The sequence below is a fragment of the Pseudomonas sp. GL-RE-26 genome (assembly GCF_019956275.1).
Taxonomy (GTDB): Bacteria; Pseudomonadota; Gammaproteobacteria; order Pseudomonadales; family Pseudomonadaceae; genus Aquipseudomonas; species Aquipseudomonas grandcourensis.
Genome location: NZ_JAHBDI010000058.1, coordinates 1 through 13,476, shown reverse-complemented (window position 1 = coordinate 13,476; position 13,476 = coordinate 1). Strand labels below are relative to the sequence as shown.

The window sequence follows — 13,476 nt, the reverse complement described above, 5'->3', positions numbered from 1 at the left end:
CACCGGCTTGTTCCAAGGCCTGTTCGACCAGCGATGGATCAAGCAACGAGTCCAATCCCTCGAGGGAATTGGGAGTCGAGACGAAGTTGTGGGTCAGTTCCAGTGCCCGAGCCAGACGCATAAAAAAATCCGATGCCTATTCAGGCATCGGATTTTGATTTCTTGCGGCCAAAGGTCAAGCAATGAGGCTTAACTGATCGGCATTACCCCGCAGGGTGCTTCTTTTTTATCCAACATCAGCAGATCACTGAGCCGCCTGATTCTCAGACAGGATCAACTTGCCTTCCTTATCCACCGGAATCTGGTTGCCTGGATCACGATCCATGCGCACCTTGCCTTCCTTGCCGTCCAGCGAATACCGCACGTCGTAACCTACAACCTTGTCACTGATGTCGTTAACGGTGTTACAGCGGGTCTGGGTCGTGGTGTAGGTGTCACGCTCTTGCATGCCTTCCTGCACCTTGTTGCCGGCGTAGCCACCACCGACAGCACCCGCGACCGTGGCGATCTTCTTACCGGTGCCGCCACCGATCTGGTTACCCAGCAAACCACCTGCCAATGCACCGACCACCGTACCGGCGATCTGATGTTGATCCTTCACCGGCGCCTGCCGGGTGACCGCTACATCCTTGCATACTTCACGTGGAGTCTTGATTTGTGTCTTGACCGGCTCAACAGCTAGAACCTGAGCAAACTCAGGACCGCTTTTTTTAACCAGGCTGTAGGTGGCCACAGCACCCCCGGCAGTCACACCGACAGCACCCAATACCGCACCAACCAGCATCGACTTGTTCACATGAACCTCCTGGACCATCACATGCGGAGCGTATCCGCGCTTCTCCCAGCCTTGGAGCACAAAAAAAGGCGCGAGTTCAACTCGCGCCTTTTTTGGATGACAGCCTATTAGGATTTTTCCCTCAAGGACGGTCGTCGACTTCCTTCTCGGTGTTGACCGGAGGAATCAGGTCTTCCGTGCTCAGGTTCAGCCAGATCAGCACCACGTTCGCGATGTAGATCGACGAGTACGTACCCGCCAGAACACCGATGAACAGGGCGATGGAGAAGCCGAACAGGTTGTCGCCACCGAAGAACAGCAGGGCCGCGATCGCCAGCAAGGTGGAGATCGAAGTCGCCATGGTCCGCAGCAGGGTTTGCGTGGTCGAGATGTTGATGTTCTCGATCAGGGTGGCCTTGCGCAGTACACGGAAGTTCTCACGAACCCGGTCGAATACCACGATGGTGTCATTGAGCGAGTAACCGATGATCGCCAGTACCGCCGCCAGCACCGTCAGGTCGAAGGTGATCTGGAAGAACGACAGGATACCGACGGTCACGATCACGTCGTGGATCAGGGAAACGATCGCACCGACCGCAAACTTCCACTGAAAGCGGAAAGCCAGGTAGATCAGGATGCCGCCCAGCGCCATCAGCATGCCGAGGCCGCCCTGGTCGCGCAGCTCTTCACCCACCTGCGGGCCGACGAACTCGACGCGCTTGACCGTCACCGGGTTCTCGCCGCCAACCTTCTGCAAGGCCTCGGCTACCTGATGACCCAGTTGCGGGTCTTCGCCAGGCATACGCACTAGCAGATCGGTGGTCGCACCGAAGTTCTGCACGATGGCTTCGTGATAACCCGCGGTCACCAGTTGCTCACGCACCTTGGTGACATCGGCCGGACGCTCGTAGGTCAGCTCGATGAGCGTACCGCCGGTGAAGTCCAGGCCCCAGTTCATGCCCTTATGGAAGACACTGAATATTGCCAGCGCAGTAAGGAACAATGTGACGCCGAACGCAAAGTTGCGAACGCCCATGAAGTTGATTGTACGTAACATGGCAGCCCCTTAAATCCACAACTTCTTGAAGTCACGACCGCCGAAGATCAGGTTGACCATCGCGCGGGTCACCATGATGGCCGTGAACATCGAGGTAAAGATCCCGAGGGACATGGTCACTGCGAAGCCCTTGACCGGGCCGGTGCCCATGGCAAAGAGGATGCCGCCGACCAGCAAGGTGGTCAGGTTGGCGTCGAGAATCGCGGTGAATGCCCGGCCGAAGCCTTCGTTGATTGCGCGCTGCACGGTCATGCCGGCAGCGATCTCTTCACGAATCCGCGAGAAGATCAGCACGTTGGCGTCGACCGCCATGCCCATGGTCAACACGATACCGGCGATACCCGGCAGGGTCAGCGTTGCACCCAGCAGCGACATCAGGGCCAGCAGCATCACCATGTTCACCGTCAGCGCGACGGTGGCGATGAGGCCGAAGAAGCGGTAGATGGCCATGATGAACAGCGAGACGAACAGCATGCCCCACAACGACGCATCGATACCCTTGGTGATGTTGTCGGCACCCAGGCTTGGGCCGATGGTGCGTTCTTCAGCGAAGTACATCGGTGCAGCCAGACCACCGGCACGCAGCAGCAGCGCCAGTTCGGACGACTCGCCCTGACCGTTCAGGCCAGTGATGCGGAATTGAGCACCCAGTGGCGACTGAATGGTCGCCAGGCTGATGATCTTCTTCTCTTCCTTGAAGCTCTGGACCGGCACGTCTTTCTCGACGCCGTTGACCATCTGCTTGGTGTAAGTGGTAACCGGACGCTGCTCGATGAAGATCACCGCCATGCTGCGACCGACGTTCGAACGGGTCGCACGGCTCATCAGCTCGCCGCCGTGACCGTCCAGACGGATGTTCACTTCCGGGGTGCCGTGCTCGCCGAAGCCAGCCTTGGCGTCGGTTACCTGGTCACCGGTGATGATCAGGCCACGCTCGATCAGCGCAGGAGGACGCTTGCCCTCACGGAACTCGAAGGATTCGGAAGTGGCTTTCGAAGCACCCGGCTCAGCAGCCAGACGGAACTCCAGGTTAGCCGTCTTGCCGAGGATACGCTTGGCTTCGGCGGTGTCCTGCACGCCCGGCAGCTCAACCACGATGCGGTTGGCGCCCTGGCGCTGGACGATCGGTTCGGCAACACCCAGCTCGTTGACGCGGTTACGTACCGTGGTCAAGTTCTGCTTGATGGAGTATTCACGGATTTCCGCCAGCTTGGCCGGGGTCATCGCCAGACGCAGCACCGGTTGACCATTGAGGTCGGCCGGAACAATGTCGAAATCGTTGAAGTTCTTGCGGATGATCGAGCGAGCCTGTTCGCGGCTGTCTTCATCAGCGAAGCCCAGCTGAATGGCACCGCCCACTTGCGGCAGGCTGCGATAGCGCAGCTTCTCTTTACGCAGCAGGCTCTTGACGTCGCCTTCGTAGACTTTCAGGCGCGCGTCGAGGGCTTTGTCCATGTCCACTTCCAGCAGGAAGTGCACACCACCGGACAAGTCCAGACCCAGCTTCATCGGGTGCGCAGCGAGGTTGCGCAGCCATTGCGGGGTGGTTTGTGCCAGGTTCAATGCAACGACGTAGTCATCACCCAACGCCTTGCGTACAACGTCCTTGGCCGGCAGCTGGTCTTCAGCCTTGGTCAGACGAATCAGACCGCCCTTGCCGTTGGCAGCCAGGGTGGCAGCCTTGACGTTGATCCCGGACTCTCTGAGCGCCGTGCTTACACGGTCCAGATCAGCCTGATTGACCAGCAACGCAGTGCTTGCACCGCTGACCTGAATGGCCGGGTCATCAGGATAAAGATTGGGAGCGGAATAAATCAGACCGACCGCCAGCACCGCCAGGATCAGAATGTATTTCCACAGAGGATATTTGTTCAGCATCACGCCGCCCGTTTATGACGCGGGGCGCCTTGCGCGCCCCGTCGATTGAATATGAAGTTGAAACTTAGATCGCTTTGAGCGTGCCTTTTGGCAGCGTGGCAGCGATGGCGCCTTTCTGGAATTTCATTTCGACGGTGTCGGAAACTTCCAGAACAACGAAATCGTCTGCAACTTTAGTGATCTTGCCGGCGATGCCGCCGGTGGTCACAACTTCGTCGCCTTTCTGCAGGCTGCTCAGCAGATTCTTCTGCTCTTTGGCGCGTTTGGCCTGTGGACGCCAGATCATCAGGTAGAAGATGACCAGGAAACCGACCAGGAAAATCCACTCGAAACCGCCGCCCATTGGGCCGGCAGCAGCAGGTGCAGCGGCGTCAGCCATGGCATTAGAGATAAAAAAGCTCATTTAGCACTCCAGTTGCAAATGTTGAATCTTGGGGTCAGTAAACTCAGTCCAAAGGCGGAACAGGTAACCCGCGTTTGGCGTAGAAGGCATCGACAAAGGCGGCCAATGTACCCTGTTGAATAGCCTCGCGCAAACCAGCCATAAGCACTTGATAATGACGCAAGTTATGGATGGTATTGAGCATGCTCCCCAGCATTTCGCCGCACTTGTCCAGGTGATGCAGGTAAGCGCGGGAGAAGTTCTGGCAGGTATAGCAATCGCAGGTCGGATCGAGCGGCGAATCATCATGGCGATGGAACGCGTTTCGGATCTTCAGCACGCCGGTATCAATGAACAGATGCCCGTTGCGGGCATTACGGGTTGGCATCACGCAATCGAACATGTCCACACCGCGGCGCACACCCTCAACCAAGTCTTCCGGTTTGCCAACGCCCATAAGGTAACGAGGTTTGTCAGCCGGCATCATGCCCGGCAGATAATCCAGCACCTTGATCATCTCGTGCTTGGGCTCGCCCACCGACAGGCCGCCGATAGCCAGGCCGTCGAAGCCGATCTGGTCGAGGCCTTCCAGGGAGCGCATGCGCAGGTCCTGGTGCATGCCGCCCTGCACGATGCCGAACAGCGCCGCCGTATTCTCGCCATGGGCTTCTTTCGAACGCTTGGCCCAACGCAGGGACAATTCCATGGAAATACGGGCAACGTCTTCGTCGGCCGGGTACGGCGTGCATTCGTCGAAAATCATCACGATGTCCGAGCCCAGGTCACGCTGGACCTGCATCGACTCTTCCGGACCCATGAACACCTTGGCGCCGTCGACCGGGGAAGCGAAGGTCACGCCCTCCTCCTTGATCTTGCGCATGGCGCCCAGGCTGAACACCTGGAAACCGCCGGAGTCAGTCAGGATCGGGCCTTTCCACTGCATGAAATCGTGCAGGTCGCCGTGCTTCTTGATCACTTCCGTGCCCGGGCGCAGCCACAGGTGGAAAGTGTTGCCCAGAATGATTTCAGCGCCAGTCGCCTCGATATCCCGTGGCAGCATGCCCTTGACCGTGCCGTAGGTGCCCACCGGCATGAAGGCCGGGGTCTCGACGGTACCGCGCGGGAAGGTCAAACGACCGCGACGAGCCTTGCCATCAGTGGCCAGCAGCTCGAAAGACATACGACAGGTGCGACTCATACTGTTTCCTCTGGGCCCGATTCTTTAGGGGCAGTCGGCGCAGGATTACGCGTGATGAACATCGCATCACCGTAGCTGAAAAAGCGGTAACCGTTGTCCACGGCAGCCTTGTAGGCGGCCATGGTTTCGGGATAACCGGCGAACGCCGAAACCAGCATCAACAGCGTGGATTCGGGCAAATGGAAGTTGGTGACCAGGGCATCGACCACATGAAACGGCCGGCCCGGGAAAATGAAAATGTCGGTGTCGCCACTGAACGGCTTGAGCACGCCATCGCGGGCGGCGCTTTCCAGGGAACGCACGCTGGTGGTCCCCACCGCCACCACCCGACCACCGCGAGCGCGGCAGGCGGCAACGGCATCGACCACGTCCTGGCCGACCTCCAGCCATTCGCTGTGCATGTGGTGGTCTTCAAGCTTCTCGACCCGCACCGGCTGGAAGGTGCCAGCGCCGACGTGCAGGGTCACGAACGCAGTCTCGACGCCCTTGGCGGCAATCGACTCCATCAGCACCTGATCGAAATGCAGTCCCGCCGTCGGCGCCGCCACCGCGCCCAAACGCTCGGCGTAGACGGTCTGGTAACGCTCGCGGTCGGCGCCTTCATCCGGGCGGTCTATATAAGGAGGCAGCGGCATGTGCCCGACGCGGTCGAGCAGCGGCAACACCTCTTCGGCAAAGCACAGCTCGAACAACGCATCGTGCCGTGCCAGCATCTCGGCCTCGCCACCACCGTCGATGAGGATCTTCGACCCAGGCTTCGGCGACTTGCTGGAACGCACATGAGCCAGCACGCGATGACTGTCGAGCACCCGCTCCACCAGGATTTCCAGCTTGCCGCCGGAAGCCTTCTGGCCAAACAGCCGCGCCGGAATCACCCGGGTATTGTTGAACACCATCAAATCGCCGGGGCGCAAATGCTCCAGCAAATCAGTGAATTGACGGTGTGCCAGGGCGCCGCTGACCCCATCCAGGGTCAACAGGCGACTATTGCGCCGCTCGGCCAGCGGATGGCGGGCGATCAGCGAATCAGGGAGCTCGAAGGTAAAGTCAGCAACGCGCATGATGGGGTGTCGTCTAGCAGGGCCGGGAAGTCTAGCGGAAATATCAAAAATTCTCCATGTACCTGATTGACCAGCGGTTATCTCATCTCTATACTTCGCCGCCATTGAGCCCTGATGGCGGAATTGGTAGACGCGGCGGATTCAAAATCCGTTTTCGAAAGGAGTGGGAGTTCGAGTCTCCCTCGGGGCACCAAAATTAAGAAAGGTCTTGCTTTGCAAGGCCTTTTTTTTCGTCCGCAAAAAAGCACCTGACACCCCACCGTTCTGTGTAGGAGCTGCCGAAGGCTGCGAGCTTTTGATCTTCGTATCCTCGACCGGTACGACCCTTCTCAAGGATTCACCCCATGGAACTGCTGCTGGAAACCGTCGCCCTGTTCTGCCTCAAGCTTGCTTATGAGACTGAAGATTCAAGTCCGATTCTGCGGGATGATCTGATGATGAGTGATTATGAGCGGGAGGTTTTTGGGTTGTTGGTACGTAGGGGAGATATTGAGGCGATCCAGGCGAAAGTGGATGAATGTTTGAAATTGGCGCTGAACGCTGTCGGCGGAGTTGATACGGTCCTGGGGCGTGAACTGCATGGGTTGGCGGCAAATTTCAGCGCTGTTCGGATGATGGAGCAGCTTGATGCCCCCCTTATCGCGCTCAAGCATTACCTGAAAGACATCCAATAAAAGGGGCCGCCTAAAAATCGGGCACGCCCGATAGGCGAACCGATACTGGCCGCCGCGTCTTGACCAATAATCAATCCCTTTTTCCAGCTCGACTTTTGCATTTGGACGGCATCACGACCAGGAATGATTCGCTTGATCGACAGCTTCTGTGCTTTTCCTTATAGACGGGAATAAATCCGAGATCGGGATGAGGGATTAGACGTAGCGTCCCTTAACAGAGACTTTCAGGGGCACCTCTGATACTCGGCACGTTCCATCTCGGTGAGCAAGGTCATTGCTCTGCCCCTTGTAAAATGTTAAATCATAGGGTGGCCAAATAATGTCACTCGCGTATGCAAGCCGTAGATTTGATTAAAAACAGGAATAAATATGGAAGTTAAGGAAGTAAATTTAATCTTGCGTCTTGAGGGTGGAGTTGCAGACGAAGGTCTTCTAGATATTTATGATGCGGCAAATACCATTACCGGACTGGCTAGAGCCGTCAATCTGGTAGCACACTCTTTTTCTAACAACGAAGAAGTAAGAACAAAAAATCAAAGCGCAAAAGGAGCGCAAGCATTTGTTCACTCATCAAGAAAAGGCTGCTTTGAAGAACAGGTCGATATTAGATTTGATCAAAAAATTGCAAAAAAAGTGGGCAACACAGTATTAGTTAGTGTTTTCTGGGACTACTTAACTTGGGTATTGTCGAACTCAGTAGGCTTAGAGATCGAACCTACGACATCTTACGTGAAAAAAATCTCCCAAAAAAACGAGTTATTTATTCATGAGATATCCGATGCTCTTGAATCACCCATGTTACTTATGCACAGAGCAATTGCTCGAGACGACAATGTAAAAGTTTTCTTTAACCGCCCAAGAGTAGGAGACGCCCTTACCTTGGGCAGCGAAACTCTGGACTACGTAACAACTAGAGAAGTTGCAGCCGGAAGCGAGTACATCGTAGGAAACGTCACAAAAGTGAACGTCCTTAGCCATTTTGGTCGCCTATTTTCTGATGAGGAGGACAAGGTTGTATCATTCGCACTAGCGCACCCGGACGACCATCGTTTAAAAGGTCTTTCCTTAAAGTCGATGCAAGAGCATAACGATGGTCTGCCTGGAAAGGTCCACCTTAGGGTCAAGAAAATCATAAGTGCACACGGAGTAGTCAAACGCTACATCGTTGAAGATATTCTAGAGATCTTATAATGTCGGATCCTTCACGCTACTGTGTTGCTTTAATCGATACATGCCTGACCATGGCAGAATGGGCATCCTGCTGGCAGGCGGCAAGTGTAATTGCAATGGTAATTTTTGGAAGTGTAGGTTTATATAAGATTTATCAGGAATTACGCAGACTTGACGAACAAAGGCTAAAGGACATACAAGATAAGGAGGTTACTGCGAGATTAAAAAGAACAGAGTTTTTCTTGGCTCAGCACAGACGCTTATTTGACGATAAAGACCTTTACGAAATCCTATGCCTCATTGACTCAGATGACCCGCGGCTGGCGGACGAACGAATGTGGGACAAAAAGCGGAAGCTAATGGCCTTTTTTGAAGAGATAGCACTGCTTGTTCGATCAAAGCAAATTGATGACAACGTAGCATTTTACATGTTTGGATATTATTCATATTGCGCCATGTACGGCGAAAACTTTAAACACGGAATAAATGTTTGCGAAGAGTATTGGGGACTGTTTTTTGAGTTCGCAACAAATGCCAAGGTGCATAATGACAGCATGAGTGGACCTCCACCATCTATGTCCCTATGACTTAATACTATCGTTTCGAAAATCGACAAAATTTTAAAAACTATTCTTATTAGATACTCCCTCACCACAGCCAAGAAAGTATCTAAATTGGCGTCAATGAAATGAGACAACGCAGGGGACAGACAACACCTTCTAATCTTCCCAACGATGTAATGGCGGTCAGTCACCACTACTTTTTACATCCCCTACTACTAGAGACGCACGCACGCGAGCTGTAGTTGACAACTACCCTTTTAGTGGCTCTTCACGAAAGCCTACAAAACACTGAAAAAAGAACGCCGATTTTATTGATGAATGCTCGTGCGACTAGCCATCACTACAAACCGGTTTTTTTTGTCACGACATAACTATCTCTCTTCCTTTTTGTAGGTTTTGCTGTCGTCGCGATCATGCCTGACGTCGACGCTCTACATATCTATCTAATACACCATGTAACCGATTTGAAAGGGGACGAGCTGAAAAAGGACGGAGAAGGGAGTTAATTTATTTACAAGCACTAAATCAACCCAACTTACTTCTAAACGAAAACAATAGAAAACTATATTCAGAAAACAAAAAAAACCCGGCATTTGCACCGGGCCTCCATTCTGAATAACAATTACGCCACCAGTTTCAAACGCTCACCAATTGAATCGATCAAATCTTGAGGCAAGGTATCAAGCACCTTACTGATCGCCTTGCCTGACAATCCCGCGCTAGACAGGCATTGAGTAACATCGGCAACGGCGCTTGCTATAGCTATACTTCTGCACCACTGAACAGAAAACTTACTCAAGCCTACACGCTGTTCAATCTTGACCAGATACCTTTCCGCACTATAAGTGTAGCGCATACAAATCTTCTGAAAAGAATCTTCTAACTCTTCCTGATATGAGAGATCAAGAATCAAAATTGAACCCCTCTTCTTCAAGCTGTAATCTGTATACTCTACATCAAACAAATTATCAGCAAGATCGGAAGGCTGAACACCCCGAGTTAGATGTAGATCAAGCAAGCCTTGGACCGCTTTATCCAAAGAAACATTCATCGGAGCATACCTCTTAACTCTTCTACTATAGCTGGAACACACTCTAAAGCTTGCATTAAGGCCTTGTTCTCTAAAGCCTCGCGCTTACCGAAGCGGGAGTATAGCTTGTGATTGATATAAATTACAAGTACACCATCATTTGGAGTATCAAGTTTAATATAACTGATAATCCTTTTGAAAGTCTTACTTAGCTCTACCCCTTTATCCTCCAGTCCACGATCAGATAACAAACTTGCAGATTCATCCTGAATTTTCTTCGCTAATATTTTGCGTAGCTGCTGACGAGCTAGGGCTGGCCTCTTCTCTATCAAGTTCGGATCAATATATTGTGAAACCTCTTTCGTTTTTGCGTCCACCAACACATCTTTCAATCGTTTGAGAGTTTCCTCATCAAAGTTACCTGCTTTTTGAATTTCTGTTAGCTGTGCTTCTGCTGCGTCGTTAATTTCTTGACGCTTCTGCTTAAACAATAGATTGAAGTCCAAATCCTCCAAATAGGACTCGGCATTACCTGAGAAAATAGCCTCGGTTACGACTCCGCCCAATGAGCTATCACGCTCTACATAGTCACGTTCCAAAAACTCGTATTCTCTAGTCCTCTGATGCTTCGCCCTATCTACTTCTTGCTGAAATATATGCCACATCTCATCAAGACCTGTTTCCTGATGGTAGATGATCAACGCATTATTATCGATTTCAAATGCACTGATCTCTTCAACAGGAATCGCTCGAAGAATACGCCCTACAATTTGTGCAAAGGCATTAATACTTCGGTAAGGCCGGAACAAGGCGAGAATGGTGAGATATTTGTGATCATAACCCTCCATCAACATATTCACAGAAACTACTACATCGACCTCGTGCGCATCAATTTTTCTGAACTCAGACAAAACATCGGCCGATTCCATCTGACTATGCACAAGTGCAACAGGTAAACCTAGTTCGCCGTACCATTTTTTCAAGTCTTCAGCATGCGCAATACTGCATCCAACAGCGAGAATTTTATGTGGCACTTTAGGAGATTGTTTTTTGAGTTCCTTCAACTTATCAACACTGTGATTAATTACGTCCTTTGAACACTCCTCTGACAAAGCAACGCTCTTTTCCACCCACTCCTTATCCTTAAGCTCCATCACTTCATCCCGAGTAAATTTTCGCCCAGGACAATCAGCAATAGTAAAGAACAGTGAGTGCGCGCTGACCGTCTCTTTCCTTAACCACTTTACATATTTATCTCTCATCACTTCTGAGAGTTGCGTTTCATGGATAAGCGCACCAGGGAGCTCTTGATTGTCGCCACGGTAGGGCGTCCCCGTCACAAAAAGTTTTTTTGCAGATCCGAAATATCCTAGCAACTGCTTCCAACTATCGGCCGGAGCGTGATGAGCCTCATCAATTATTATTAAATCAAAATAATCCGGGGGAACTGCATCAACCAGCGAAGCTCCTCTACTATTTGTGAGCTGCTGAATATTTGAATACACTATATTGCTATTATCCAGATGCTGCCTTAGCAGCCCCGCAGAATACTCAACCGTAACTGGCAAGTCTTGATGATTGAATAAAACATCGAAATTAATCCAAAAATTATCATACAGCGCTTCCTGTGTCTTCCTAATACTATCCTTAGTAACTAGCCCAGGAGTAACAATGAGAACCCGCCCGCTACACGTACCAAAAGGAGCAATAGAAATAAGACCGCTTTTACCAGTGCCCGTAGGAAGGACTACCAAAGCCTCTTTATTCTCTGGAACACAAAAAAAAGATTTTATCTTTAGGTACGCTTCGATTTGTGGCGTGCGCAACCTGCTGTTGCCTTCGATATTCACAGCAGTATCAATAAAATAGTTCATATTATTATCTAATCCCTGAATAGAAACGCCCAAACGTTGAAATTCTGAAAGGCTAGCGCAAATTCTTCAAGCGACTCATTTTTGCTCCTGCATTCACCCCCTTCCTGCGACCTCACCAATCACCGTTGAGCTGCAAAAACTTAATAGTGAGAATTAAACGCCGGTATCGGGATTATGCTTCCAGAGCCTAGCTTACAAGGACATGCTTGCCCAATTGTCGCTGATAATGTCTTTGTGAATACGCCCATGCTTTGTCGATCCTTCGCTGAATGGAACGATACTGGAAGGCCGCGAAATGGGAAATGTCAGAGGGTTCCGAAATAGCCGTAAGGATATTTTCTTCGCAGCCTAAAGCTAGTGAATTGCAGCGAGATTGCGCACGAGCCAGGAACTTTCTAAGGTTGCAGGAAACGTATCTGCACGATAACCTTCCACCGTCGCTGCCAATTCAGCGACCGGGTGTGGTAACCCGAGTTATTCAAGGCGCAACAGCGCCCCAATCACGTCACCAGGCGCTTTTTTTATGCCTGCGGCGTGAGTTATGGCGGCTGTGCGTGGGACGCCCTCGGGCGTGCCGGTTTCCTTGATACCCGGTTTACCACCCTGCGCACAGCTGTCACCCATTCGTGTGGTAACGAACGTGGCAGCTCCTCATATCAAGGAGTTGGATAATGCGCAGTATCAATCCGTTTGAAATTTGGCTTTCCCCTCTACGCAATTCCCAATCGCGTAACACCCTCCCCCATTGCCTCTCCATCCTCGGAGGTGGCCAATGACTGAACAATCTGAACTCAAAACCATCGGGCTGACACCCGCGATCTACTGTGCGGATCAAGCGCTGTTTCATGTCACTCGCGGGGTTCCTCTCGGCGATGCGTTATCCATGGCCTCCGATTTTCTGTTCCTGGCCAAGACACTCACTGAAGATGCCGCTTACGCCAGAGACACTGACCGCCACGCCTGGGCTGCGCATTATCTGACTTCGATGAGTAAGGCGTTGGTGGATGATGCGGTGAAGGTGCTGACGCGGGATCGGACTTGTGCGCCGGTAGCCAAGCGGGCGGGGGCGACGGCTGAGGGTTAGTGTTTGAGGCCTGTGGGGTGTGGGTGGTTTGTGATGGTGGTGGTTGATTCGGCATTTATGTTGTTTGGGCTGGCGCTATCGCGAGCAAGCTCGCTCCCACAGGGATTGCGGTGAGCTGACAGGCATTATTTGGCCTGAGTCGGTGAGTGGGTTGTGATTGCGGTGCATCTTCAGCATTGATGGTGGCTGGGCTGGCGCTATCGCGAGCAGGCTCACTCCTACATGGATTGCGATGGGCTGACGGGCATTGTTTGGCCCGAGTGGTGAGTGGTTTGTGATTGCAGTGCACCATCGGCATTGATGGTGGTTGGGCTGGCGCTTTCGCGAGCAGGCTCGCTCCCACAGGGGTTTTGTGTGTTTAGTGGTATTTGGGATTAGCCCCAATGGTTTCGTAAGGAACGCTTCGGAGGGGCTGGCTTAGGCAACTTCCATGTTCCATAAACAAGAAGGCCCGAACGTAATGCCGGACTGAGCCAGCACCAGAGGATCGGGCGCGATTGGGATAAATGCTGTCGTAGCCTAATGGCAATGTCAACGTCGCCAGCAGGCAAGGGTTGGCTTCGGTTTTTCCAGCCTCCGAGGGTGTAATTAGTTTTGTGTAAACGGTCATTTGGCAGGAGACTGCCTACCCCAAGGAAATCCAATGACCGAGCCAAAATCCAAGCGCGCCAAACGAGTCAAACCTGATCCTGAACTGGTTAAATTGGCCGACAGCCTGCTGAGCAATTAC

General features: G+C 52.3%; 12 protein-coding genes and 1 tRNA gene. 5 read left to right on the top strand and 8 right to left on the bottom strand.

The window, feature by feature from the left end; genetic code table 11:
- Positions 1-244 precede the first annotated feature (244 nt).
- From KGB07_RS25390 to queA, 6 genes are all read right to left on the bottom strand, one after another.
- Positions 245-796 carry a glycine zipper 2TM domain-containing protein gene (locus KGB07_RS25390; RefSeq protein ID WP_046040280.1) on the bottom strand — a complete coding sequence of 184 codons (552 nt, stop codon included), beginning with the start codon at positions 794-796 and terminating at the stop codon, positions 245-247.
- A 121-nt stretch (positions 797-917) separates the two neighbouring features.
- Positions 918-1,832, bottom strand: a complete 915-nt coding sequence (secF, locus tag KGB07_RS25385) for a protein translocase subunit SecF (protein ID WP_223466873.1) — start codon at positions 1,830-1,832, stop codon at positions 918-920.
- A 9-nt stretch (positions 1,833-1,841) separates the two neighbouring features.
- Positions 1,842-3,710, bottom strand: coding sequence for a protein translocase subunit SecD (gene secD, locus KGB07_RS25380; protein ID WP_046040278.1), 1,869 nt, complete (start codon positions 3,708-3,710; stop codon positions 1,842-1,844).
- 64 nt (positions 3,711-3,774) lie between these two features.
- Entirely contained in the window at positions 3,775-4,113 is a 339-nt protein-coding gene (gene yajC / locus KGB07_RS25375) for a preprotein translocase subunit YajC (protein ID WP_007916913.1), read from the bottom strand.
- A 43-nt stretch (positions 4,114-4,156) separates the two neighbouring features.
- Complete coding sequence (tgt, locus tag KGB07_RS25370) at positions 4,157-5,272, bottom strand: tRNA guanosine(34) transglycosylase Tgt (RefSeq protein ID WP_160387208.1); 1,116 nt, start codon at positions 5,270-5,272, stop codon at positions 4,157-4,159.
- 14 nt (positions 5,273-5,286) lie between these two features.
- The gene (gene queA / locus KGB07_RS25365; RefSeq protein WP_223466871.1) at positions 5,287-6,351 is read right to left on the bottom strand and encodes a tRNA preQ1(34) S-adenosylmethionine ribosyltransferase-isomerase QueA; all 1,065 of its coding nucleotides are present in this window, start codon (positions 6,349-6,351) and stop codon (positions 5,287-5,289) included.
- 108 nt (positions 6,352-6,459) lie between these two features.
- On the opposite strand from queA, the gene KGB07_RS25360 reads away from it, so the two are divergent.
- The 4 genes from KGB07_RS25360 (at position 6,460) to KGB07_RS25345 (ending at position 8,782) form a co-directional block, all read left to right on the top strand.
- Positions 6,460-6,544: transfer RNA gene (locus KGB07_RS25360), tRNA-Leu, on the top strand.
- 151 nt (positions 6,545-6,695) lie between these two features.
- Positions 6,696-7,025 (top strand): hypothetical protein, encoded by a 330-nt coding sequence (locus tag KGB07_RS25355; RefSeq protein ID WP_223466869.1) that lies wholly within the window; start codon positions 6,696-6,698, stop codon positions 7,023-7,025.
- 369 nt (positions 7,026-7,394) lie between these two features.
- Entirely contained in the window at positions 7,395-8,216 is an 822-nt protein-coding gene (locus KGB07_RS25350) for a hypothetical protein (protein ID WP_223466867.1), read from the top strand.
- On the top strand, positions 8,216-8,782 hold the full coding sequence (locus KGB07_RS25345; RefSeq protein ID WP_223466865.1) for a hypothetical protein: 567 nt from the start codon (positions 8,216-8,218) through the stop codon (positions 8,780-8,782). Before KGB07_RS25350 ends, KGB07_RS25345 begins: the two co-directional genes overlap by 1 nt.
- Before the next feature lie 598 nt (positions 8,783-9,380).
- On the opposite strand, the gene KGB07_RS25340 is transcribed toward KGB07_RS25345, so the two are convergent.
- Positions 9,381-9,809: a hypothetical protein gene (locus tag KGB07_RS25340; RefSeq protein ID WP_223466863.1), complete on the bottom strand. Its 429-nt coding sequence runs from the start codon at positions 9,807-9,809 to the stop codon at positions 9,381-9,383.
- Positions 9,806-11,662, bottom strand: a complete 1,857-nt coding sequence (locus tag KGB07_RS25335) for a DEAD/DEAH box helicase (protein ID WP_223466862.1) — start codon at positions 11,660-11,662, stop codon at positions 9,806-9,808. The genes KGB07_RS25340 and KGB07_RS25335 overlap by 4 nt, the downstream gene beginning before the upstream one ends.
- 772 nt (positions 11,663-12,434) lie before the next feature.
- Here KGB07_RS25335 and KGB07_RS25330 point away from each other — a divergent pair.
- A complete protein-coding gene (locus KGB07_RS25330; RefSeq protein ID WP_223466861.1) occupies positions 12,435-12,746 on the top strand; it encodes a DUF3077 domain-containing protein in 312 nt (103 codons plus the stop codon).
- Positions 12,747-13,476: the final 730 nt, after the last annotated feature.